This window comes from Salinicola aestuarinus, from assembly GCF_003206645.1.
In the GTDB taxonomy this organism is placed as follows: Bacteria; Pseudomonadota; Gammaproteobacteria; order Pseudomonadales; family Halomonadaceae; genus Salinicola; species Salinicola aestuarinus.
Genome location: NZ_PZJP01000004.1, coordinates 312487 through 334851 on the forward strand (window position 1 = coordinate 312487; position 22365 = coordinate 334851).

Below are 22365 nucleotides of genomic sequence, written 5' to 3' on the forward strand. Positions count from 1 at the left end.
CATGCAGATAGCAGTCTTGATGGTCCATGTCGTACTCGCCATTGCCGTGGTGGTACTGATACTGCTTCAGCAGGGCAAGGGCGCCGAAGCCGGTGCGGCATTCGGTGGCGGTTCCTCGCAGAGCGTGTTCGGTTCCAGCGGCGGTGGCAACTTCCTCGCCAAGGTGACGGGCGGTCTCGCCGCGCTGTTTTTCGTGACCTCGCTGGCGCTGGCGTATTTCGCCTCGCACGCCGGCAGCGCGCCGCAGAGCGGGATTCCGGACGCTCAGGTCATCGAGCAGCAACATAATGGTGCGCCAACGCTTGACGACGGCGAACAAAGCATGAATAATGCTGCGCCAGCACTCGAGGAAGAGGAAGGGCAGTCAACTTCAAATCCTTGAGTCGAAAGGAAAACTCGTCGTCGACCCGAATGGCTTTCCAATTCGGACAAGACGCTAGGTAAACGACGAGTCGATGTATACGCCAAGCGTTGCATCACCCCCTGTGCCGAAGTGGTGGAATTGGTAGACACGCTATCTTGAGGGGGTAGTGACCTTACGGTCGTGCGGGTTCAAGTCCCGCCTTCGGCACCAACGTTGAGCTTTCGAGGTCTGACCTCCAACGCCAACGAATTGAAAGACGCTGACCGATGTGAAAAATGATTCGGAAAGCGTGGCGAAGATTCGGCATTTCTTGACCCGCTCCGGGGCCGTTTCTATAATCGCCAACCTGATGTTGCGGGGTGGAGCAGTCTGGTAGCTCGTCGGGCTCATAACCCGAAGGTCGTCGGTTCAAATCCGGCCCCCGCTACCAAGTTTTTTGAAAGGCCCCTTCTTTAGAAGGGGCTTTTTGTTGGCGGCTTTGTTATTTTCTGCATCGCCTGCTGACGCCAACGCCAGTCAGCCACCTAGCACCTTGCATGTCTTTCAACTCCCGGTCAGGTGCCTGATGCAACTGCTGTAGGAGTCGTTTGTGGTCACCAAGGACGCCGCGCTGTATGCGATCATCGAACCCGTGGTTACCGCCATGGGTTTCGAGCTATGGGGGCTCGACTATCTGGCTCAGGGCAAGCACTCCAAGTTGATGATCTACATCGACAGCCCCAACGGCATTACGGTCGACGACTGTGCCGGTGTCAGCCGGCAGGTAAGCAGCGTGCTGGACGTCGAAGATCCGATCTCGAGCAATTATTACCTGGAGGTCTCCTCTCCGGGGCTCGATCGCCCACTCTATACCCTCGATCACTTCTCCCGGTTTCGTGGCCATATGGTCCAGCTCAAACTGCGTAGTGCCTTCGATGGGCGACGCAAGTTTCAAGGACAACTGGCGGGCGTCGACGGCGACGAGGTGCTGATTCGCATCGAGTCCGAGGAGTACTGCTTTCCTATCGAAAGCATCGACCAGGCGCGCGTCATACCGCAGTTCGAAGACTGACTTCGAACATCCGCCATTCGATCATAATGAAAAACGCCGAATCGACGGATAGGGCGTTTCAAAGAACCGGTTTTTGGGCGAGGCATAGGCATGAGCAAAGAGATACTGCTGGTCGTTGACGCCATCTCTCACGAGAAGAGCGTACCGCGTGACGTCATCTTCGAGGCCGTCGAGGCTGCACTCGCCAGTGCCTCGCGCAAGCGCTTCGAAGGCGAAGACGTCAGCGTTCGCGTCGAGATCGATCGTCGCAGCGGCGAGTACGATACGTTCCGCCGCTGGGTCGTGGTCCAGGACGAAGAGTACGTCAGCGAAGATCGCGAGATTCCGCTTTCCGAAGCCGAGCAGCGTGATCCCCCGCTGGGATTGGGAGAGGCGGTCGAAGAGCAGATCGAATCGGTCGCTTTTGGCCGCATCGCCGCCCAGACCGCCAAACAGGTCATTGTGCAGAAAGTGCGCGAAGCCGAGCGGGCCCAGATCGTCAAACAGTACACCGAGCGCGAGGGCGAGCTGGTCGCCGGTATCGTCAAGAAGACGACTCGCGACGGGTTGATCATCGACCTCGGCGAGAATGCCGAGGGCTTCCTGCCGCGAGGCGAGATGATCCCCGGTGAGCGCTACCGCATGAACGAGCGGGTGCGCGCACTGCTGTGGAAGGTCGACGCCGAAGCGAAAGGCTCCCAGCTGATTCTGTCCCGCACGAAGCCGGGCATGCTGGTCGAGCTTTTCAAGATTGAAGTGCCTGAGATCGCCGAAGAACTGATCGAGATCAAGGGCGCAGCCCGCGATCCTGGCGCACGCGCCAAGATCGCAGTCAAGACCAACGACAAGCGCATCGACCCGGTCGGTGCCTGTGTCGGCATGCGCGGTTCGCGCGTGCAGGCGGTGTCCAACGAGCTGCGTAACGAGCGCGTGGACATCATTTTGTGGGACGACAACCCCGCCCAGTTGGTGATCAACGCCATGGCGCCGGCGGAAGTCGCCTCCATCCTCGTTGACGAAGACGCCCATTCGATGGACGTCGCTGTCGGTGAGGATAACCTTGCCCAAGCCATCGGTCGTAGCGGCCAGAACGTGCGACTCGCTAGCGAGTTGACCGGTTGGACGCTTAACGTCATGACCGAAGACGAGGCCGAGGGTAAACGCGAGCAGGAAGTCGACAGCCTGATCGAATATTTCATCAATCATCTCGAGATCGAAGACGAAGTCGCCCGCATCCTGGTCGAGGAAGGGTTTACGACGATCGAAGAGCTGGCCTACGTGCCGGTCGAAGAGATGCTGGAGATCGAAGATTTCGATGAAGATCTGGTCGAGGAACTGCGAGCGAGGGCCAAGGATGAGTTACTCAACCTGGCCATTGCCTCGGAAGAGGCGCTTGATGGCGCTCAGCCCGCCGAAGACCTTCTCGCGATGGACGGCATGGAACGCCACCTGGCTTTTGTTCTCGCCAGTCGTGGCATCGTCACCATGGAGGACCTCGCAGAACAGTCCATCGAGGATTTGAAGGATATCGACGACGTGGACGAGGAGCGCGCAGCGGCACTGATCATGACTGCCCGTGCGCCTTGGTTTCAGAGCGAAGAGTAACGTGGTCACGGGTTCAGGAGGGTCGTAATGTCAGACATGACCGTAAAAGAGTTTGCAGGGAAGGTGGGGCGCGATGTGTCCCGCCTGCTCGAACAGATGAAGGATGCGGGTCTGCCGCATCAGAAAGAGGGCGACGCTGTCTCCGAAGAGGATAAGCAGCGCCTGCTCGACCACCTGACCAAGAGTCATGGTGGGGACAAGGGGCCGCGGAACCGCGTTACCCTCACCCGCAACACCCGCAGCAAGATTCGCTCCGGCGAGCGCGGCAAGACGATTGAGGTGCAGGTGCGCAAGAAGCGTACCTACGTCAAGCGTGACGCCGAGCCCAGCGAAGAGCCGGCGGCGGAAGAGAGCGGTCCGCGTCAGCTGGTCGGCGATATGGCCGACCAGGCGCAGCAGCAGGCGGAAGAGCAGGCGGCTGCCGCAGCGATCGAAAGTGCCCAGGCCAAAGAGAGTGCCGGTCAGGCGGTCTCCGACAAGGCTGCTGCACCCGCGCCTCAGCCCAGCGCCCCCGGGGAGAACGTGCCCCAGGAGCCGCAGGTCGAGGACAGCGAGCCGAACTCCAACAGCCAGCCCTTCGTCGAAGCGCCGCCGAAAGAGCCCCGCACCGAGAATCGCCGCGCCCATCCCAAGAAGGACAAGGAGCGCGATCAGGATCGTCGCGGACGGCGTGACGAGGACGACCGCAACGAGCGTCGTCGCGGTGGCAAGAAGGTCAAGCGCGCGGAGCGTCGTGGCACCCGTCGCGGCGGTCGCAGCGACAACCAGCACGGTTTCCAGAAGCCGACGCAGCCGATCGTTCGCGAAGTCGCACTGCCGGAGTCGATCAGCGTGGCCGAGCTTGCCGACAAGATGTCGGTGAAGGCCAACGAAGTGATCAAGGCCATGTTCAACATGGGCGCAGCGGTCACCATCAACCAGACCATCGATCAGGATACTGCCGCGATCGTTGTCGAGGAGATGGGGCACAAGCCCAAGCTGGTCAAGGAAGATGCGCTCGAGACTGAAGTGCTCCAGAACATCTCCTACGAAGGCAACGAGATTCTGCGGTCGCCGGTCGTCACTGTCATGGGTCACGTTGACCACGGCAAGACCTCGCTGCTCGACTTCATCCGCCGCACCAAAGTGGCGACGGGCGAAGCCGGCGGCATCACGCAGCACATCGGCGCCTATCACGTCGAAGGCGAGCATGGCGGCGTCACGTTCCTCGACACGCCGGGTCACGCGGCGTTCACCGCCATGCGTGCCCGCGGTGCCCAGGCGACCGACGTGGTCATCCTGGTCGTGGCCGCCGATGACGGCGTCATGCCGCAGACCATCGAGGCCGTCGAGCACGCCAAGGCGGCTGGGGTCCAGCTGGTCGTCGCGATCAACAAGATCGACAAGGACGGCGCCGATCTCGACCGCATCCGCAATGAGCTCTCCCAGCACGGTGTGATTTCCGAAGAGTGGGGCGGCGACACGCAGTTCGTACCCGTATCGGCGAAAACCGGTGACGGTATCGATCAGCTGCTCGAGTCCGTGCTGCTGGTGTCCGAAGTCCTTGAGCTCAAGGCCGTGCCGGAAGCCCCGGGCAAGGGCGTGGTCGTCGAATCGCGTCTCGACAAGGGTCGTGGCCCCGTCGCCACGGTGCTGGTCCAGAACGGTACGCTCAAGCGCGGTGACATCGTGCTGGCCGGTCTTCACTACGGCCGCGTCCGTGCGTTGACCAACGAGCTCGGCAAGCAGGTCGAAGGCGCCGGTCCGTCCATGCCCGTGGAGATCCAGGGTCTCGACGGCACGCCGGAAGCCGGTGAAGACTTCATGGTGCTGACTGACGACAAGAAGGCGCGCGAGATCGCCAACTTCCGTCAGGGCAAATATCGTGAAGTTCGCCTGGCGCGTCAGCAGAAGGCCAAGCTGGAGAACATGTTCAGCCAGATGGGCCAGGACGAGGTCGCCAAGGTCAACATCGTCCTCAAGTCCGACGTACAGGGCTCGCTGGAAGCGATTCGTGGCGCGCTCGAAGAGCTCTCCACCGATGAAGTCCAGGTGGCCGTGGTCTCCTCGGGCGTTGGCGGCATTACCGGCACCGACGCCAACCTGGCGCTCGCCAGTGAGGCGATCCTGGTCGGCTTCAACGTGCGTGCCGATGCTTCCGCACGAGAGATCGTCGAGCGTGAAGGGCTGGATCTGCGCTACTACAGCGTCATCTACCAGCTCATCGACGAGGTCAAGCAGGCCATGAGCGGTATGCTGGCGCCCGAATGGCGCGAGCAGATCGTGGGTATCGCGGAAGTTCGCGATGTCTTCAAGGCACCGAAGATCGGCGCGATCGCGGGCTGCATGGTCGTCGAGGGCACCGTTCACCGCAACAAGAAGATCCGTGTGTTGCGCGAGAACGTGGTCATCTACGAAGGCGATCTCGAGTCGCTGCGCCGCTTCAAGGACGACGTCAACGAAGTGCGTAACGGCATGGAGTGCGGTATCGGCGTGAAGAACTACAACGACGTTCAGGTCGGTGACAAGATCGAGGTCTTCGATCAGGTCAAGGTCGAGCGTACGCTGTAACGCCCTGATCTCTCGTACGTTCGCGTACGAGAGGCTCCACGTCGCCGTCTCCCGTGACAGGGAGGCGGCGACGTCGGTTTGGACGACACCGCGGCACTGCCGCACCGCGAAGCGCGGCATCTGAAGCCGCAGGACATACGACATGCGCGAATTCAAACGGACCGATCGAGTTGCCGACCAGCTTCAGCAGGAGCTGGCCGTCCTGATCCAGCGCGAGATCAAGGATCCGCGCCTGGGGATGATCACGGTCAGCTCGGCGAAGGTGAGCCGCGACCTCGGCTATGCCGATATCTATGTGACCCTGCTGGGCGAGAACGATCCGGCCCGCATCAAGGAAAACCTGAGCGTACTCAAGCGCGCCTCGGGTTTTCTGCGTAGCCAGATCGCGCGTCGCATCAAGCTGCGTCACGTGCCGGAACTGCGTTTTCACTACGACGAAAGCGTCGTGCGGGGGCATCACCTCTCGGCGCTGATCGACGAAGCCGTCGCCAGTGACCATCGTGATGACGCGTCCGACGCCGGCGAGTCCGGCGACGAGACCACCGGCGCCTCGCCGAAAGGAGACGAGGAGAGCCGCTGATGGCGCGTCGTCGCAAAGGGCTCGCCATCGATGGTGTGCTGCTGCTGGACAAGGCCCAAGGGGTCTCCAGCAATCACGCCCTGCAGCGAGTCCGGCGCCTATTGCAGGCGCGCAAGGCGGGCCACACCGGTACGCTCGATCCCATGGCGACCGGTCTGCTGCCGATCTGCCTGGGAGAGGCGACCAAGTTCTCGGCGCACCTGCTGGAGGCCGACAAGGTCTATCGCACACGGGTCAAGCTGGGCGAGACGACCGATACCGGCGACGCCGACGGCGAGATCATCGAGCGTCATGCGCTACCCGCGAGCCTCGACCGGGCCAGCATCGAAGCCGCGATCGCCTCCTTTTGCGGTGAGATCGATCAGGTGCCGCCGATGTATTCGGCGCTGAAGCACGAGGGGCGCAAGCTCTACGAGCTCGCCCGCGAAGGCAAGACGATCGAGCGTGCGTCGCGGCGCGTGACGATATATGATATGCGCCCGTTCGACTGGGCGGCGGAGGGCTTCTGGCTCGAGGTGCGCTGCAGCAAGGGCACCTACATCCGCACGCTGGCCGAGGACATCGGCCGATCGCTGGGCGTCGGTGCGCACATCACGGCGCTCGAGCGGCTGGAAACCGGCCCGTTCGATAGCCAGCAGCGACTCTCTTTCGAGTCACTCGAGTCGATGAGCGAGGAGGAACGACTGGCGCAGCTGATGCCGGTCGACGTCCTGCTGAAGCATCTGCCGGCGATTGAGGTCGATGACGATATCGCCAGACGGCTGCTGTTGGGCCAACGAGCCGAGGTCGACGAAACCTCGCTCGCGCCGGGCGCCGCGGCAAGACTTTACTGCGACGAGTCCTTTCTGGGACTCGTCGAGTCGACCCAGCCAGGGGAGATCGCTCCCAAACGGCTGATCGACACGGCGACGCGCTGAGCGCGACGTCGACCCCCAGGGTCGGGCTTGCCCGATCCATGACGCGAGAGACTGCAAATATGCGTGGTCTCCGACATTCATCACTCAAGCATATTGCTTAGGAGAGTGTTTCATGGCACTGACTGCCGAAAAGAAAGCCGAAATCGTCAAAGAGTACGGCCAGGGCGAAAACGACACCGGTTCCCCGGAAGTCCAGGTTGCACTGCTGTCCGCCAACATCGACGGCCTGCAGAGCCACTTCAAGGGCCACAAGCAGGATCACCACTCCCGTCGTGGCCTGATCCGCATGGTTAACCAGCGTCGTAAACTGCTGGACTACCTGAAGGCCAAGAACTTCGAGCGTTACCAGTCGCTGATCCAGCGTCTCGGTCTTCGCCGCTGAGCCACGCGTCGATTCGATCGACGCCGTGTGCCGAGAAACAAGCAGCCCCTTGCGGGCTGCTTGTTTTTTTTATGCCTGTCATTTGGCGCCTGTCATTGGGTGCAGCGACGCCACCGGCGCATCGCTAGCCGTTGCTGACGCTAACGCCTAGAATGGTCGCCACGACTAAAGATCCCAACGAATTCGACAAGTAAAGGAAAGCCTGTGAATCCGGTTCAGAAAACGTTCCAGTACGGTTCCAGTACCGTCACTATCGAGACGGGGCGCATCGCCCGTCAGGCCAGCGGTGCCGTGCTGGTCACCATGGAAGACACCGTGGTGCTCTGCACCGTGGTCGGCCGCAAGGACCTCAAGCCCGGCCAGGACTTCTTCCCGCTCTCCGTGCACTATCAAGAGAAGACCTACGCGGTCGGCAAGATCCCCGGTGGCTTCTTCAAGCGCGAAGGCCGCCCCACCGAGAAAGAGACCCTCACCTCGCGGCTGATTGACCGCCCGATTCGTCCGCTCTTTCCCAAGGGCTTCATGAACGAAGTCCAGGTCATCTGTACCGTGCTCTCCACCGACCGTAACCAGGATCCGGACATCGCGGCGATGATCGGGACTTCGGCCGCGCTGTCGATCTCCGGGCTGCCGTTCAACGGGCCGATCGGCGCTGCGCGTGTCGGCTTCAACGAGTCGCAGGGCTACTTCCTCAATCCCAAGGTGGACGAGCTACCGACTTCCGAGCTCAACATGGTCGTTGCCGGTACCGACAAGGCCGTGCTGATGGTCGAGTCCGAAGCCAAGGAACTGAGCGAAGACGAAATGCTCGGCGCCGTGCTTTACGCCCACCAGGAGATGCAGGTCGTCGTCGAGGCGATCAAGGCGTTTACCAGCGAAGCGGGCAAGCCGCGCTGGGACTGGCAGCCGGCAGCAGAAAATGCCGAGCTCAAAGCCGCGATGGCGTCCAGCTACGGAACCGCCGTGGGTGAGGCCTACCGGATCACCGACAAGATGGCGCGTCAGGATGCGCTGTCCCAGATCCGCGCGCAGGCGCTCGAGGAACTTGCCAGCGGCGAGAGCCCGCGCTTCAGCAAGGATGAAGTCTCCGGGGCGCTCGCCAGCCTCGAGAAGAAGACCGTGCGCAGCCGCGTCGTCGCCGGCGAGCCGCGTATCGATGGCCGCGATCACAAGACCGTGCGTCCGCTCGACGTCAGCGTCGGCGTGCTGCCGCGCACCCACGGCTCCGCGCTCTTCACCCGTGGCGAGACGCAGGCCGTGGTCGCGGCGACGCTGGGCACGCTCCGCGATGCGCAGCTGATCGAGTCGCTCGAAGGCGAGACCAAGGATCGCTTCCTGCTGCACTACAACTTCCCCCCGTACAGCGTTGGCGAAGCCGGCTTCATGGGCGGGCCCAAGCGTCGTGAAATCGGCCACGGCCGACTGGCGCGTCGCGGCGTGCAGGCGATGCTGCCGAACGAGGACGACTTCCCGTACACCATCCGCGTGGTGTCCGAGATCACCGAGTCCAATGGCTCGAGCTCCATGGCCTCCGTCTGCGGCACGTCGCTGGCATTGATGGACGCCGGCGTGCCGATCAAGGCGCCGGTGGCCGGGATCGCCATGGGTCTGGTGAAGGACGACGACGGTTTCGCCGTGCTGACCGATATCCTGGGTGACGAGGATCACCTCGGCGACATGGACTTCAAGGTGGCCGGTTCCGCTGCCGGCGTGACCGCGCTGCAGATGGACATCAAGATCGAGGGCATCAACGAGGAGATCATGGAGACTGCGCTGCAGCAGGCTCACGACGCTCGCCTCCAGATCCTCGACAAGATGAACGCCGTCATCAACCAGAGCCGTACGGAAGTCTCCGAGCACGCGCCGGCCATGCAGACGATCAAGATCAACTCGGACAAGATCCGCGACGTGATCGGCAAGGGTGGCGCCACCATTCGCCAGATCTGTGAAGATACCGGTGCCTCCATCGATATCGACGACGACGGTACCGTGCGCATCTACGCCGAAGACCGCGCCGCCGCCAAGCGTGCCATCGACACCGTGCTGGCGATCACCGCTGAAGCGGAGATCGGCAAGCTCTACCGCGGCAAGGTCGTTCGACTCGCCGACTTCGGCGCCTTCGTCAACTTCATGCCGGGTACCGACGGGCTGGTCCATATCTCCCAGATCGTTCCCGAGCGTGTCAACGACGTGAAGGACTACCTGAGCGAAGGCCAGGAAGTGACGGTCAAAGTGCTCGATATCGACAACCGCAACCGTGTGAAGCTCTCTATCAAGGAGATCACGCCGGAAGAGAAAGCGGCTTTCGAAGCCTCTCTCGAAACGAGCGAGTGAGCCGGCTGGTGAGTGCGGTTGGCGGGCAGCGCCCGCCGATCGCCCTCACCGCTGACTGGCCGTGTCCGGTCGATACCCCGACCTGATATCGCTGAATGAACGCCCGATCGGCAGCCGCCGGTCGGGCGTTTTTTTATGCGCCGTCGGCGGCGGTCTCACCGTGGCTCGGCCAGCGGCTGGCCTGGATCGATACGCCACGCCGTTGCCAGCGCTAGTGAGCCAGTGCCGGGCGTGGCTGTCGTTCCGGTAGCCAGCGCTTGAGTCCACGCGAGAGGCGTTTCTCCACCAGCTCGTAGCTCAGCCAGGAGAGCAGGGCGATCAGCGGTACGCAGAGCGCCAGCGCCGGGTAGGGGTTGAGTCCGAAGCGCTGGGTCAGCAGATAGTGGCCCGGCCACAGCACCAGGATATGGATCAGATAGGTCGAGTAGGACCAGTCGCCCACCGCCTTGAAGAACCGGTGGCCGCCGATGCGCGACTCGAGCCCGATGACCGCGATCACCAGTAGCGCACTCGGCAGGCCCCAGCCCACAAACCGCAGGGCGCCGGGGGGGTCGTTGAAGAGCAGGATGGTTCCCAGACTCGCGGCGATCGCCAGCGGTGGCCAGAATCGACCCTCGGGCAGACCCCGGCGCGCGTGGATCACGCCGAGGCCGACGCCGAGCAGAAACTCGAAAATGATCGGGTCGGTGTAGAAACTGCTGAGAAACGGCTGGTGCGCGAACAGCGTATTGATCGCGATGATCGAGAGTACCACCGCCCATAGACGGTAGCGTCGACCGAGCGTCAGCGACAGCGCGAATACTAGATAGAAGAGCATCTCGAAATTGAGTGTCCAGCCTACCGGCAGAATGGGGTAGTAGCCGTAGCCGGCCGGGTTCTCCGCCGGGATGAACAGCAGTGACTTCAGCAGTCCCGTGACGCTGAAGGCGTACTCCGGCATGACATCACTGGCAAAAACGATGACCAGCGCGGTGATCGCCGTGTAGAGCCAGTAGGCGGGGGCGACGCGGATGAACCGGTGGATCAGAAAGCGCGGCGAGGAGAGTCGCTTGCCCTGGGTCGAGACCGTGATCACGAAGCCGCTGATCACGAAAAAGATATCCACACCCACTTGGCCGCGGGTGGAGAAGAGCGCCTCGACCCAGTTACTGGCCTCGAAGCTGAAAAAAACCTGCATGAAGTGGTGGAAAACGACCACCCAGGCAGCCAGAGCGCGGAGCGCCTGCACGGAGATGAGCATTGCGAAGAACCCTTGCCGAGCCAACCAAAGACAGTGACTCAGAAGGGTTATCGAAGAGAAAGTTCGCCGCTATGACAGAACGTTACGCGAAAACCGCAGGGGCTTCACAAGCGCGGTGCCGCCAGGGTGCGTCTGGCTAGACCTTGCGCAGCGCGACCTGCTCGACCAAGTGATCAGCCCCTTTGCGCAGAATCAGATCGGCCCTGGGGCGGGTCGGCAGAATGTTCTCGCGCAGGTTGCGACGGTTGATATCCCGCCAGAGACCTTCTGCAATGCCTACCGCTTCGCGCTCTTCGATCTGGGCGTAGCGGTGGAAGAACGACGCGGGGTCCTGGAAGGCCGTTTCGCGCAGCAGACGAAAGCGCTCGAGATACCAGTGGTGAATGTGGTCCTCATCGGCGTCGATGTAGAGCGAGAAGTCGAAGAAATCGGAGACGAAGGGCACCATCTTGCCGTCTTCCGGCAGGTCGCGAACCTGAAGGACATTGATGCCCTCGACGATCAGGATGTCGGGACGGTCGACCGTCTGAAATTCGTTGTCGCGAACATCGTAGGTCAAATGCGAGTAGAGCGGTGCCTGGACGTTGCGAACGCCCGCCTTGATCCAGGAAAGAAAGCGCAGCAGGGCCCCGATGTCGTAGCTCTCGGGAAAGCCCTTGCGCGTCATCAGGCCTTTTTCCTTGAGCACGGCGTTGGCATAGAGAAAGCCATCGGTGGTGACGAGATCGACCTTCGGGCTCGAGGGCCAGCGGGCAAGCAGCTCCTGCAGGATGCGCGAGGTGGTCGATTTTCCCACGGCTACTGAGCCGGCAATCCCGATGATGAACGGCGTCTTCTGCGTATCATCGATGTCGAGAAAGCGTTTGCGCTGCGCGTAGAGCTGCTGGCTCGCCTCGACGTAGGAGGAGAGCAGGCGTGACAGCGACAGGTAGATCCGCGTGACCTCGTCGAGATCGATAGGGTCGTTGAGCGATCGCAGCCGCTGAACCTCTTCTGACGCGAGTGTCAGCGGCGTGTCGGCGCGAAAACGTGACCACTGCTCGACGGTGTAGAACTGGTAGGGCGAGAAGGGGTCCGGCCGCAATTGATTCATGACGTGTCTCTAGCCGTGGGAATCGGGCAGGGAGTCGGCCCGGGCATCATTGTCCGGATTGTCGGACGGCTCGGCAAATAGCGTGAGCCGCATGGGCACTACGCCGCGGGCGTCGCATTCCCCGGCACGACGAAAGCCGAGCTGTCGGTAGAGCGCGACGGCCGGTGCGTTATCGGTGAAGACGTTGAGCGTGAACCGCATGGCGCCACGCTGTCGCCCCTCATTGATGAGCCCTTCGCAGAGACGTCGACCGAGACCTTGGCCCCGCTCGGTAGGCGCAACGATCAGTCGGGCCAGGTGATAGTGGTGTGGCGCTCGCGGCGAGAGCTGACCGAAGGCGAGAGGGGCTCCCTCCCGTTTGAGACAGTAGGAGAGCAGCGTGCCAGCACCGATCGCTTGCCATAGTCGATCGGCCTCGAGTGGCCAGTCGACACCGGGACCGGCCCAGCGTTCCAGTGCCGTCGCTGATTCCACCCATCCCGAGACCGTCGCAAGATCCGGCGGCAGCGCCGCCCGCCACTCGAGCTCAGCCATGGTCGGCGCCGGGTAGCGCGACGTCGACATTGTCGATCAGGCGAGTCGCTCCCAGGTAAACGGCAGCCAGTAGACGGGCGTGTGACGACGTTGCCGGTTCGAGAGCGCTGAGATCCGGCGCGCGAAGCTCGAGATAGTCGAGCGTGAGCCCCGCCTGAACCAGATCGGCGCGGGCTGCATCCAGCGCGTCGCGCGTGGGCTGGCCGGCAGTAATGGCCGTGGCTGCCCGCGCGAGCGCGCGAGGAAACGCGACCGCTCGCGCTCGTTCGGCCGGGGTCAGATAGCCGTTGCGGGAGGAGAGCGCCAGGCCGTCCGTCGCGCGGACGGTTGGCACGCCGACGATCTGGATCGGAAAGTGGAGGTCGGCCACCAGTTTGCGAATCACCGCGAGCTGCTGGTAGTCCTTCTCGCCGAAGCAGGCGATGTCCGGCTGGACAAGATGAAACAGCAGCGATACGACGGTGGCGACACCGTCGAAGTGGCCGCGTCGGGCGCCGCCACAGAGCCCTTCGGACACTATCGGTACGTGAACCTGGCTCAGGTTCTCGAGCCCGCCGGGATAGAGCGTCTCCACACTCGGCACGAACAGCAGATCGCAGTGGCGTGCCGACAGTGCGCCCTGATCGTCCTTGAGGGTGCGCGGATAGCTGTCCAGGTCTTCGCCGGGGGCGAACTGTAGCGGGTTGACGAACAGCGTGGCGACGACGACGTCGGCCTGGGCGCGAGCCTCGTCCACCAGGCGAAGATGGCCTTCGTGGAGGTTGCCCATGGTGGGTACCAGGGCGATACGCGCGCCGGCACGCCGGTGGGGGGACAGCGCATCGCGGAGTGTGGCGATGTCGTGCACGGTCTGCATCGAGCGATCTCCTCGGGGCGCAAGGGTTAGAAGCAGTGCTCGTCAGCGGGGAAGTGGCGTGCCTTCACCGCCTGGTCGTAACGGTCGAAAGCCGCCTTGATGCTGTCGTGCCCTAGCAGGAAGTTTTTCACGAAGCGCGGCGAGTAGCCGCTGTTGAGCCCGAGCACGTCATGCATCACCAGAATCTGCCCGTCGACGTCGGGACCCGCGCCGATACCGATCACGGGTACGTCGACCGCCTCGCTAACGGCCTGGCCGAGGCCGCGGGGCACGCACTCGAGCAGGATCGCCGCGGCGCCCGCCTCGACCAGAAGCTGGGCGTCTTCGACGATCCGTCTTGCGTCGGCGTCGTCCTTGCCCTGGACCTTGAAGCCGCCCAGACGGTTCACGCTTTGCGGTGCGAGGCCAAGATGGGCGCAAACCGGTACGCCACGACGGTCGAGCTCGCGAATGCCGTCCGCCATCCAGGCATCGCCTTCGATCTTGATCAGCTCGGCGCCGGCACGCATCAGCACGGCGGCGTCACGAAGCAGCTGACCGGTATCGGCGTTGCTCATGAAGGGAAGATCGACCATCAGCAGACTGCGGCTGCGGCCACGCGATACGCAACGGGTGTGATAGGCAATGTCTTCGAGGGTGACCGGCAGGGTGCTCGTATGGCCCTGAAGCACCATGCCGAGAGAGTCGCCGACCAGCAGCACGTCGATACCTGCCTCGTCGGCGGCACGCGCCAGCGTCGCGTCGTAGGCGGTCAGGCAGCTAAAGGGTTCACCGCGGCCTTTGGCATCGCGCAGTGTCGTGAGCGTCACACGCTTCATGGGCTCTCTCTCGGTTGGCGTCTCCGGTGCGCTCGCGGGCAGGGGCGCGAAACGGACCGGATGTCGGGTCAGAGCGGAGTGTAGTGGGTTGCCACCCTCGCGCAACACGACATTCGCGGTAGTGCGTGGCGGCAGCCCAACGGCTCACGGGGCGAGCCGATGTAGCGTCTGGTCGCATAGATGCTTCCGCCAGGCGGTAAGAGACGCGCCCGCCAAGGTGAGCGAGGGGGCGATCTCGGCGAGCGGTTCGATCACGAAGCGGCGATGGGGCATTTCCGGATGGGGAAGGGTGAGACGCGACGTCGACAGGTGAAGGTCGGCGTAGCAGAGCAGGTCGAGATCGAGGGTTCTTGGCCCCCAATGACGTTGGCGAACGCGGCGATGGCGCTGCTCCAGTGCCTGAAGCTGATCGAGAAGTGCCAGCGGCGAGAGGCGGGTCGTCACCGCGGCTACCGCATTGACGAAGTCGGGCTGATCCTGCGGCCCGATGGGCGCACTGCCGTATAGCGACGAGCGTGCGGTGACGCTGGTGAGCGGCAGCCGCGCCAGCGCCTCGAGCGCCCGGCGTACCTGATCGACCGGTCCGTCCAGATTGCTGCCGAGGCCGACGTAGGCGACGGCCTCATGGGCTGCCCTCATCGCCTGCTACTCATCGAACGTCACGCATCGAGTGTCACTCGTCGAGGGTCGGCGGTGCCGGGCGGTTGGCTGGACGCCGGCGCTTTCGCGGGCGCTTGCGCCGCGGTTTGCCGCTGCTGCCCGCGGGGTGCCCACCCCCATCGGCTTCGTTGATGAGCGCCTGCTGGCGAGGCTCGTCGGCATCCTGAAACTCCGTCCACCAGGCGCCCAATCCGCTTTCGATCTCGCCTGCGGCTTCGCGCAGCAGCAGGAAGTCGTACGCCGCCCGAAAGCGCGGATTCTCTCGCGTCTGAAAGGCACGCCGGCCGCGACGCCGGGGCAGCTGCTGCTGCATGTCCCAGATCTCGCGCATCGGCATGCTGAAGCGCTTGGGGATCGACGTGTGCTGAAGCTGGCGCGCAATGACCTGCTGTGCGGCGGCCTGCTGTGCCGGGACGCCCGGCAGATCCTGCTCCTGGGCGATCTGCGTCCTTCTCTGATGGACGCACGGCCAAAGCAGTGCAGCAAAGAGGAACGCGGGCGTCACGGGACGATCGCGGGCGAGGCGGTCGTCGGTGTTGGCGAGCGCCTGTTCGATCAGGGCTTCTGCCCAGGGGAGCTCCGCCAGCGCTTCATCGCTTTCCGGGAAGAGCATGGCGTAGAGGCCGTGTTCGCGAAGCACGCGGAAGCTCTGGACCGCGTGGCCCGACAGGAAGAGCTTGAGCACCTCCTCGAAGAGGCGAGCCGGCGGGATCTGGAGCAGCAGCGGGGCGAGCTCGCGAATCGGCGCTTCGGTCGCCTCGGCCATCTCGAAATCGAGTTTCGCAGCGAAGCGGGCGGCGCGCAGCATACGCACCGGGTCTTCGCGATAGCGGGTCTCGGGGTCGCCGATCAGACGCAGAACGCGGGCTTCGATGTCCTCGAGACCGCCGGTCCAGTCGTAAATCGAGAAGTCGGCCACGCTGTAGTAAAGCGCGTTGACGGTGAAGTCTCGGCGAATGGCGTCCTCTTCTACGCTGCCCCAGACGTTGTCGCGAAGTAGCAGCCCTTCGTCGGATTGCTGACTTTGGCTGACGTCCTGCTCTTCACCATGTCCGCCCCGAAAGGTCGTGACCTCGACCACTTCGCGGCCGAAGCGAACATGCACGATGCGAAAGCGACGGCCGATGATCCGCGAGTTGCGAAATAGCTGACGTACTTCGTCGGGCGTGGCGTTGGTGGCGACGTCGAAGTCCTTGGGGTGACGGTCGAGCAGGGAGTCTCGAATGCAACCGCCGACCAGGTAGGCTTCAAATCCGGCGCCGTTGAGGCGATAGAGAACCTTGACCGCGTTTTCGCTGAGGTTGCGGCGGGATACGTTGTGCTCGTCGCGGGAGAGAACGATTTGCTGACGCGCGGGTACGTCGGACGTGGGCGATTGGCCGAAGAGAGTCTTCAAACGTTCACCGGGACGTTGGAGAAAGCGGGAAAATCCTTTGAACATGCGGCGAATTCGACTCGCAGAATAGCAAAACCCCAGTGTAGCGGAGCCCCGATACCTTGCAAAGCGACTCCCTATCTGTGGGCGTGTGAGGGCGGTGCCATGTGAGGAGGTCACAACGACCGGCGTGAGGTATCCGCACCGGCGATCGACGTCGACAGCAAGACGTCGACAGGAAAAAGGGGCCCGAAGGCCCCTTGATAAGAGATGCGTTGCAACGTTGTGCTGCAGTTTTTTGTTCGTGATGGCGCATCGCCTTGAATACGCATCACAGTCGTCACGCGCAAAGACGACCACCTCGTATTCAAAACAATCTTCCAACCACGACAGGCAGTGCCTTCTCCCGCGTTTTATTGTTGTTGCGGGTAGTCTTCCTTCCTCGAAGATTGTTGTTGTTATACCTCGACAGGGAAGAACGTCGCGTCCTGATTGGTAACCGACTCTCGAGCGTTGTCATTGTTGTTCGCTCGTGGAGGCGTCGATGGCTTTGGCATTGTTGTTGCCTCGCGCCCCCCGGAGTCATTACAAGGTGCCGTTGTTATTGTTGGTCGCACCTTGGCAAAACCGACCGCAGCCTTTGTTGTTATTGGGAAGGCGGTCGCCAGCCTGTTGTTTTTCTTGTCAATTAGGGTGCACTGACCGTGCCATTTTCAGAGAAAGCATTGGAATACAGCGTCTTATGGATTCATCCAACGCGCGGCCGTGTGTGAGGCCCTGCCGGCGATGGCTTGGTGAACCATTACGGGGCATTTTTGAACCCCGATGCCTGATAGTGGTGCGCCGACAGTGACAGTGGCGACAGGTTGCCGGAAAACCGCCGCGTTTTCGCTTAGACCATAGTCTTCAGCACTCGGGCGGTGCTCCGCACACCCGGCGGGGTCGCCTTGGGAGCGCGGCGTGACGGGGCGTAGCGCTGGTATTTCCGTGGGGACGCGAAATGGGGGGGCGCGCAGGGGCGTCAGCCGCCAGGCCGGTCAGTGGTCCGCGGCGCGTATCGGGGCCGTCGCCAGTGTCGTCGGGGTCCAGCGTGCCACGGCCTCGCATAGCTGCGTGTCGATATCGGCAGTGGGTCCGCCGTGAGGTCGGTCGACCCCCGGCTCGAGCAGGGCCAGTGCCCGCGGCAACCACTCGCGTGCCGTTTCGGCGTCGTCCGGAATGGGGGCGGCCAGATTTTGCTTGGAGAGTTTCTGGCCGTCGTCACCCATGACGAGCGGCAAGTGCAGATAGCGCGGCTCGGGGTAGCCGAGGGCATCCTGTAGCTGTCGCTGCCAGGGGGTGTTGTCGAGGAGGTCGGCGCCGCGGACGACGTCCGTGATGCCCTGGTCGGCATCGTCGACGACCACCGCGAGCTGGTACGCCCACAGTCCTTCCTTGCGCTTGAGCACGACATCGCCCTGCGCGGTGGGATCGAGGCGCTGTTCGCCGAAGAGACGGTCGTGCCAAATGATCGGCCGGCTGCCGCGGTCGGTGCGAAGCCGCCACGCCGGTGAACGCTCGGGATGACGTGGTGCTTCTCGGCACCAGCCGGGGTAGTGCGCGTGCCCCTGCCACTCGCGTCGGGAACAGCCGCAGGGATAGGCCATGCCGCGAGCGGCGAGGTGATCCAGCGCGGTCTGGTAAGCGGTGTCTCGGTCGCGCTGATGGCGGACCTCGCCGTCCCAGGTGAGGCCAAAGGCTTCCAGTTGTCGACGGATGGTGTCGGCGGCGCCGGCCGGGCAGCGCGGCGGGTCGATATCCTCGATGCGTAGCAGCCACTGCCCACCGGCCGCGCGGGCATCCAGCCAGCTACCCAGCGCTGCCACCAGTGAGCCGAGGTGCAGCGGCCCCGAGGGGGTGGGGGCAAAACGGCCGATGTAGGTCATGTCGGCTCCCGGTAAAAGTGGGCGCGCCATCAAACGCAAAGCGGGCACCCTGGGGTGCCCGCTGGCGTGTTCGTGTCCGTCTGAAGGCCGTTCGGTTGGTGCAGCAGCGCGGCTCGGCCGGCCGCCTCGCCCGATCTGTCGCCGAACGGGGTGGCGGGATCAGCCCCCGAGCTGCTTCTCTTTGAGCTCTGCCAGCGTCTTGCAGTCGACGCAGAGCGTGGCCGTGGGGCGGGCTTCCAGCCGGCGGATGCCGATCTCGACGCCGCAGGCCTCGCAGAACCCGTAGTCGTCTTCGTCGATCTTCTCGATGGTTTCGTTGATCTTCTTGAGCAGCTTGCGTTCGCGGTCACGCGTGCGCAGTTCCAGGCTGAATCCCTCTTCCTGCGTTGCGCGGTCGGCGGGGTCGGCGTAGTTATTGGCCTCTTCCTGCAGATGGCGAACCGTGCGATCGACCTCTTCCATTAGATCCTGTTTCCAGCCCAGCAGGATCTCCCGGAAGTGCGCAAGCTGCCTGTCATTCATATACTCTTCACCCGCCGCCGGCTCATAGGGGGTGAAGACTTTGGGCGCTTCCGTTTTCTTTTCTGCTACTGGCATGGGGCTGCCTCGTTACGCAAGTGACTTGGGCCGAGGATCGACCGTGGACAGCGTGAGCCGCTGCCCGAAGCCCTGCTTATTTAGCGAAAAAGTGTCTCCATTGCAACCGAACGGTGGCTTTATTTTTCCCATAACTCGATTGCGTGAGTGTCCATCGTTTTCTGTGCTGAGCGGCCTTCCGCGTCGACGCCTGGGCGATCGACGATCCCCAGGAAGGCGCTTCATGGCGTGCAATCTGTCCCCGCATCCGCCCGGCGCTTGCCCGGCCCAGCAGGTATGACATGAGCGATCACCTCGTGGCCGGTACGCTGCGGCGACGTTACAAGCGATTCCTGGCCGATGTCGTGCTCGATGATGGACGGGAGGTCGTGGCGCACTGCCCCAATACCGGCTCCATGCGTGCCGTCAATGTCCCCGGTTGCCGTGTCTGGCTATCACCGAGTACCAACCCGGCACGCAAACTCGCCTGGACCTGGGAGCTGATCGAGCTCCCGGACGGGCGCGGCGGTATCGACTGGGTGTCAGTGCACACCGGGCGTACGAATGCGCTGGTCGAGGACGCGCTGCACGCGGGCGCGATCCCTGAGCTTGCCGGGTTCACCGCGCTCAAGCGGGAGGCGAGCGTCGCCGGGTCGCGGCTGGACTTTCGCCTCGAGGCTGGCGGTGCGCCGGCCACCTACGTCGAGGTGAAGCAGGTCACACTCAAGGAGAGCGACGGCCACGGCTATTTCCCCGACGCGGTGAGCGAGCGCGGGCGTCGCCATCTGGAGGCGCTCGCGGCGCTGGTGGCGCAGGGGCATCGGGGGGTGCTGCTGTTCTGCGCGGCGCATACCGGGATTGCAGACGTCGCCCCGGCGGCGCATCGCGACCCCGCCTATGCGCGCACGCTGACGGCGGTCGCCGAACGCGGCGTGGAGATTCTCGCCTACGGCTGCCGTCGGCTCGGCTCTACGGCGGCGCCGACGGGGCTGGTGATCGATCGCCGGCTGCCGGTCGATCTTGCCCGGCGCTGGGTGGGCGAGTGACCCCGATGGCAACGCCGTGGCGCGATTCAGATGCCGCGGCGAACGCGAAAGATCGCGGTCTCACCGAAGAGGTTGGGCCAGCGCCTGGAGCTCCAGTGCCCCTCGTGATTGGCGCTGCCGACGGCCTCGTCGACGATGGTCACGCCCTTCTGTCGGCAGAGGCCGGCGAAATCCTTGAACGTCGAGAGGTGGATGTTGGGCGTGTCGTACCAGGCGTGTGGCAGCGAACGCGAGACCGGCATCCGCCCGCGCAGCGACAGGTGCAGCCGGTGCTTCCAGTAGGCGAAGTTGGGGAAGGCGATGATGCACTCGGGGGCGACCCGCAGCATCTCGTCGAGCATGATGTCGGGGCGGCGTAGTGCCTGCAGTGCCTGGGTCATGATCACCAGATCGCAGGCGTCGTCGTCGAAGTTGCCGAGGCCGTCGTCGAGGTTCTGCTCCAGCACGCTCACGCCTTGGCGCAGGCAGCTGGCGATACCGTCAGGATCGATCTCCAGCCCGTAGCCGGTCACCTGCTTGTCGCGGGCCAGTGCTGCCAGCAGGGTGCCGTCACCGCAGCCGAGGTCGAGCACGTGGGTGTCCGGGGCAATCCAGTCGTAGATCAGTTCGAGGTCGGCGCGCATCAGCGTGTTGCTCCCTTCTGGCGGTGGCCACGCTCGAGGTCGCCGTCGATACGCTGCATGAAGCTCGAGAAGACCGACTCGTACTGCTCGTTGGGCAGCAGGAAGGCGTCATGGCCGTGAGACGAGTCGACGTTGACGTAACTCACCCGCTTGCCGGCACGCACCAGTGCCGTGACCAGTTCCTGTGAGCGGGCCGGGGCGAAGCGCCAGTCGGTGGTGAAGCTGATCACCAGATAGGGGCACTCGACCGGCGCCAGCGCCGCGGCCAGATCGCCGCCGTGCTCGCCGGCGGGATCGAAATAGTCCAGCGCCTTGGTCATCAGCAGGTAGGTATTGGCGTCGAAGCTCGTCGAGAAGGTGTCGCCCTGGTGACGCAGGTAGGACTCGACCTGAAACTCGACGTCGTAGCCGAAATTGAGCTGATCACTGCGAAGATCGCGACCGAAGCGTGACCCCATCGAGTGCTCCGAGAGGTAGGTGATGTGCCCGATCATGCGTGCGAGCTTGAGCCCGAGCTTGGGGATCGCCTCGCGCTCGGCGTACCAGCCGACGAAGAAGTCCGGGTCGGAACGGATCGCTTGCCGGGCGACTTCGTTGAAGGCGATGTTCTGCGCCGACAGTCGGGGGGTGGCCGCAATGGTCGCCACGTTGGCGACCCGTTCGGGATAGGCGATCGACCACTGCATCGCCTGCATGCCGCCGAGACTGCCGCCGACCACGGCGGCGAAGCGTTCGATGCCCAGACGATCGGCGAGCCGTGCCTGGCTGTGGACCCAGTCCGCCACCGTCATCACCGGAAAGGTGGGACCCCACGGGTGGCCGGTCGCCGGATTCACGCTCGCGGGTCCCGTGCTGCCGTGGCAGCCGCCGAGATTGTTGAGCGAGATCACGAAGAAGCGGTTGGTATCGATCGCCTTGCCCGGGCCGATGTAGGCGTCCCACCAGCCGGGCTTGCGATCCGTGGCGCTGTGATAGCCGGCGGCGTGGTGGTGGCCCGACAGCGCATGGCAAATGAGCACGGCGTTGCTGCGCTCGGCGTTAAGCGTGCCGTAGGTCTCGAAGACCAGCTCGAAACGCTCGAGTGTCTTGCCGCAGGCCAGCGCCAGCGGCGACTCGAAGGTCGCTGTCTGGGGGGTGACTAGGCCGACCGAGTCGGACGGGAACGAGGCTGACATGAAACTCGCGATTCTCCAGATTCAGCGGGGGCCGGCGACGCCTGCAGCGACCGCCGGCGGCAGAGTGAACGCGTCAGAAGCCGACGAGCGCACCGGGCAGGCCGGCGGCCCGTGCCAGCGAGCCGACGACGAGGCCGTCGAGCAGGTTGATGGCGATGAACACGACGATCGGCGACAGATCGATCATCCCGAGCGACGGGATCACCCGGCGCACGGGCGCCATGATCGGCTCGACGATCTGCATCACCAGCAGTGCCCCGGGGTGGCTCGCCTGCGGCGCGACCCAGCTCAGGATGATCATGATGATCAGCGCGAAGAAGTAGATCTTGAGGATGGCATTGAGTACGCCGGCGACCGCGGCGAGCAGCAGTCCCTGCAGCGGTGGCATGCCGAAACCGGCGAGCTGGAAGACGAGAATGATCACCAGCGCCTTGAGCAGAAAGCCGGCGAACAGGGTGGCGACGTCGAAACGTCCCACCGGGCGAAGCAATTTCTGCAGCGGCGCCACCACCGGCTGGGTGGCTTTGACCACCCCCTGGCTCATGGGGTTGTAGTAGTCGGCCTGCGAGAACTGCAGTAGAAAGCGCAGCATGAGGACGAACAGATAGACGCTGGCCAGCGTGTTGACCAGCATCAGGCCGGCGCTTCCGAGGTTACTGCCCATGACGTTCTCCTAGTGATG

At 63.6% G+C, this 22365-nt stretch carries 21 protein-coding genes and 2 tRNA genes; 11 read left to right on the top strand and 12 right to left on the bottom strand.

Annotated features, from left to right (window positions below):
- The first annotated feature begins 1 nt into the window (after position 1).
- The 10 genes from secG to pnp all read left to right on the top strand — a co-directional run bounded on the left by secG (position 2) and on the right by pnp (position 9762).
- Positions 2 to 382, top strand: coding sequence for a preprotein translocase subunit SecG (secG, locus tag DOM41_RS05355; protein WP_110685803.1), 381 nt, complete (start codon positions 2 to 4; stop codon positions 380 to 382).
- A gap of 105 nt (positions 383 to 487) precedes the next feature.
- Positions 488 to 574 (top strand) — tRNA-Leu (locus DOM41_RS05360).
- A gap of 143 nt (positions 575 to 717) precedes the next feature.
- Positions 718 to 794 (top strand) — tRNA-Met (locus DOM41_RS05365).
- Positions 795 to 953: 159 nt separating this feature from the next.
- Complete coding sequence (gene rimP, locus DOM41_RS05370) at positions 954 to 1415, top strand: ribosome maturation factor RimP (RefSeq protein WP_110685804.1); 462 nt, start codon at positions 954 to 956, stop codon at positions 1413 to 1415.
- A gap of 90 nt (positions 1416 to 1505) precedes the next feature.
- Positions 1506 to 2999: a transcription termination factor NusA gene (gene nusA, locus DOM41_RS05375; protein ID WP_110685805.1), complete on the top strand. Its 1494-nt coding sequence runs from the start codon at positions 1506 to 1508 to the stop codon at positions 2997 to 2999.
- A gap of 27 nt (positions 3000 to 3026) precedes the next feature.
- Positions 3027 to 5549, top strand: a complete 2523-nt coding sequence (infB, locus tag DOM41_RS05380; RefSeq protein ID WP_110685806.1) for a translation initiation factor IF-2 — start codon at positions 3027 to 3029, stop codon at positions 5547 to 5549.
- A 142-nt stretch (positions 5550 to 5691) separates the two neighbouring features.
- Positions 5692 to 6129, top strand: a complete 438-nt coding sequence (rbfA, locus tag DOM41_RS05385) for a 30S ribosome-binding factor RbfA (RefSeq protein ID WP_110685807.1) — start codon at positions 5692 to 5694, stop codon at positions 6127 to 6129.
- Positions 6129 to 7046, top strand: coding sequence for a tRNA pseudouridine(55) synthase TruB (truB, locus tag DOM41_RS05390; RefSeq protein ID WP_110685808.1), 918 nt, complete (start codon positions 6129 to 6131; stop codon positions 7044 to 7046). The genes rbfA and truB overlap by 1 nt, the downstream gene beginning before the upstream one ends.
- A gap of 112 nt (positions 7047 to 7158) precedes the next feature.
- Complete coding sequence (gene rpsO, locus DOM41_RS05395; RefSeq protein ID WP_110685809.1) at positions 7159 to 7428, top strand: 30S ribosomal protein S15; 270 nt, start codon at positions 7159 to 7161, stop codon at positions 7426 to 7428.
- A 204-nt stretch (positions 7429 to 7632) separates the two neighbouring features.
- On the top strand, positions 7633 to 9762 hold the full coding sequence (pnp, locus tag DOM41_RS05400) for a polyribonucleotide nucleotidyltransferase (RefSeq protein WP_110685810.1): 2130 nt from the start codon (positions 7633 to 7635) through the stop codon (positions 9760 to 9762).
- 211 nt (positions 9763 to 9973) lie between these two features.
- Here the strand turns inward: pnp and DOM41_RS05405 are convergent, their stop codons facing one another.
- The 9 genes from DOM41_RS05405 to dksA form a co-directional block, all read right to left on the bottom strand.
- Positions 9974 to 11002, bottom strand: a complete 1029-nt coding sequence (locus DOM41_RS05405; protein WP_110685811.1) for an acyltransferase family protein — start codon at positions 11000 to 11002, stop codon at positions 9974 to 9976.
- Positions 11003 to 11138: 136 nt separating this feature from the next.
- The gene (gene coaA, locus DOM41_RS05410; protein WP_110685812.1) at positions 11139 to 12095 is read right to left on the bottom strand and encodes a type I pantothenate kinase; all 957 of its coding nucleotides are present in this window, start codon (positions 12093 to 12095) and stop codon (positions 11139 to 11141) included.
- Positions 12096 to 12104: 9 nt separating this feature from the next.
- On the bottom strand, positions 12105 to 12629 hold the full coding sequence (locus DOM41_RS05415; RefSeq protein ID WP_157956842.1) for a GNAT family N-acetyltransferase: 525 nt from the start codon (positions 12627 to 12629) through the stop codon (positions 12105 to 12107).
- Positions 12622 to 13485, bottom strand: a complete 864-nt coding sequence (gene panC / locus DOM41_RS05420; protein ID WP_110685814.1) for a pantoate--beta-alanine ligase — start codon at positions 13483 to 13485, stop codon at positions 12622 to 12624. The genes DOM41_RS05415 and panC overlap by 8 nt, the downstream gene beginning before the upstream one ends.
- 26 nt (positions 13486 to 13511) lie before the next feature.
- Positions 13512 to 14303 (bottom strand): 3-methyl-2-oxobutanoate hydroxymethyltransferase, encoded by a 792-nt coding sequence (gene panB, locus DOM41_RS05425; RefSeq protein ID WP_110685815.1) that lies wholly within the window; start codon positions 14301 to 14303, stop codon positions 13512 to 13514.
- A gap of 144 nt (positions 14304 to 14447) precedes the next feature.
- Positions 14448 to 14942 (bottom strand): 2-amino-4-hydroxy-6-hydroxymethyldihydropteridine diphosphokinase, encoded by a 495-nt coding sequence (folK, locus tag DOM41_RS05430; protein ID WP_110685816.1) that lies wholly within the window; start codon positions 14940 to 14942, stop codon positions 14448 to 14450.
- 34 nt (positions 14943 to 14976) lie between these two features.
- Positions 14977 to 16404, bottom strand: a complete 1428-nt coding sequence (gene pcnB, locus DOM41_RS05435; RefSeq protein WP_110685817.1) for a polynucleotide adenylyltransferase PcnB — start codon at positions 16402 to 16404, stop codon at positions 14977 to 14979.
- 971 nt (positions 16405 to 17375) lie between these two features.
- The gene (gene gluQRS, locus DOM41_RS05440; RefSeq protein WP_110685818.1) at positions 17376 to 18263 is read right to left on the bottom strand and encodes a tRNA glutamyl-Q(34) synthetase GluQRS; all 888 of its coding nucleotides are present in this window, start codon (positions 18261 to 18263) and stop codon (positions 17376 to 17378) included.
- 159 nt (positions 18264 to 18422) lie between these two features.
- Positions 18423 to 18860: an RNA polymerase-binding protein DksA gene (gene dksA / locus DOM41_RS05445; RefSeq protein ID WP_110685819.1), complete on the bottom strand. Its 438-nt coding sequence runs from the start codon at positions 18858 to 18860 to the stop codon at positions 18423 to 18425.
- A 281-nt stretch (positions 18861 to 19141) separates the two neighbouring features.
- Here dksA and sfsA point away from each other — a divergent pair, with 281 nt between their 5' ends.
- On the top strand, positions 19142 to 19885 hold the full coding sequence (sfsA, locus tag DOM41_RS05450) for a DNA/RNA nuclease SfsA (RefSeq protein ID WP_110685820.1): 744 nt from the start codon (positions 19142 to 19144) through the stop codon (positions 19883 to 19885).
- Between the two features lie 26 nt (positions 19886 to 19911).
- On the opposite strand, the gene metW is transcribed toward sfsA, so the two are convergent.
- From metW to DOM41_RS05465, 3 genes are all read right to left on the bottom strand, one after another.
- Positions 19912 to 20508 (bottom strand): methionine biosynthesis protein MetW, encoded by a 597-nt coding sequence (gene metW / locus DOM41_RS05455; protein ID WP_110685821.1) that lies wholly within the window; start codon positions 20506 to 20508, stop codon positions 19912 to 19914.
- On the bottom strand, positions 20508 to 21683 hold the full coding sequence (metX, locus tag DOM41_RS05460; protein ID WP_110685822.1) for a homoserine O-succinyltransferase MetX: 1176 nt from the start codon (positions 21681 to 21683) through the stop codon (positions 20508 to 20510). Before metX ends, metW begins: the two co-directional genes overlap by 1 nt.
- A 73-nt stretch (positions 21684 to 21756) precedes the next feature.
- On the bottom strand, positions 21757 to 22347 hold the full coding sequence (locus DOM41_RS05465) for a YggT family protein (protein ID WP_110685823.1): 591 nt from the start codon (positions 22345 to 22347) through the stop codon (positions 21757 to 21759).
- Positions 22348 to 22365 lie beyond the last annotated feature (18 nt).

Excerpts from the sequence above, each read along its gene's own strand:
- DOM41_RS05405 (WP_110685811.1), bottom strand. The coding sequence starts at position 11,002 with ATGCTCATCTCCGTGCAGGCGCTCCGCGCTCTGGCTGCCTGGGTGGTC.
- panC (WP_110685814.1), bottom strand. The coding sequence starts at position 13,485 with ATGCAGACCGTGCACGACATCGCCACACTCCGCGATGCGCTGTCCCCC.
- nusA (WP_110685805.1), top strand. The coding sequence starts at position 1,506 with ATGAGCAAAGAGATACTGCTGGTCGTTGACGCCATCTCTCACGAGAAG.
- secG (WP_110685803.1), top strand. The coding sequence starts at position 2 with ATGCAGATAGCAGTCTTGATGGTCCATGTCGTACTCGCCATTGCCGTG.
- truB (WP_110685808.1), top strand. The coding sequence starts at position 6,129 with ATGGCGCGTCGTCGCAAAGGGCTCGCCATCGATGGTGTGCTGCTGCTG.
- DOM41_RS05465 (WP_110685823.1), bottom strand. The coding sequence starts at position 22,347 with ATGGGCAGTAACCTCGGAAGCGCCGGCCTGATGCTGGTCAACACGCTG.
- panB (WP_110685815.1), bottom strand. The coding sequence starts at position 14,303 with ATGAAGCGTGTGACGCTCACGACACTGCGCGATGCCAAAGGCCGCGGT.
- rbfA (WP_110685807.1), top strand. The coding sequence starts at position 5,692 with ATGCGCGAATTCAAACGGACCGATCGAGTTGCCGACCAGCTTCAGCAG.
- infB (WP_110685806.1), top strand. The coding sequence starts at position 3,027 with ATGTCAGACATGACCGTAAAAGAGTTTGCAGGGAAGGTGGGGCGCGAT.
- folK (WP_110685816.1), bottom strand. The coding sequence starts at position 14,942 with ATGAGGGCAGCCCATGAGGCCGTCGCCTACGTCGGCCTCGGCAGCAAT.
- pcnB (WP_110685817.1), bottom strand. The coding sequence starts at position 16,404 with ATGTTCAAAGGATTTTCCCGCTTTCTCCAACGTCCCGGTGAACGTTTG.
- coaA (WP_110685812.1), bottom strand. The coding sequence starts at position 12,095 with ATGAATCAATTGCGGCCGGACCCCTTCTCGCCCTACCAGTTCTACACC.
- sfsA (WP_110685820.1), top strand. The coding sequence starts at position 19,142 with ATGAGCGATCACCTCGTGGCCGGTACGCTGCGGCGACGTTACAAGCGA.
- gluQRS (WP_110685818.1), bottom strand. The coding sequence starts at position 18,263 with ATGACCTACATCGGCCGTTTTGCCCCCACCCCCTCGGGGCCGCTGCAC.
- dksA (WP_110685819.1), bottom strand. The coding sequence starts at position 18,860 with ATGCCAGTAGCAGAAAAGAAAACGGAAGCGCCCAAAGTCTTCACCCCC.
- metW (WP_110685821.1), bottom strand. The coding sequence starts at position 20,508 with ATGCGCGCCGACCTCGAACTGATCTACGACTGGATTGCCCCGGACACC.
- DOM41_RS05415 (WP_157956842.1), bottom strand. The coding sequence starts at position 12,629 with ATGGCTGAGCTCGAGTGGCGGGCGGCGCTGCCGCCGGATCTTGCGACG.
- metX (WP_110685822.1), bottom strand. The coding sequence starts at position 21,683 with ATGTCAGCCTCGTTCCCGTCCGACTCGGTCGGCCTAGTCACCCCCCAG.
- rpsO (WP_110685809.1), top strand. The coding sequence starts at position 7,159 with ATGGCACTGACTGCCGAAAAGAAAGCCGAAATCGTCAAAGAGTACGGC.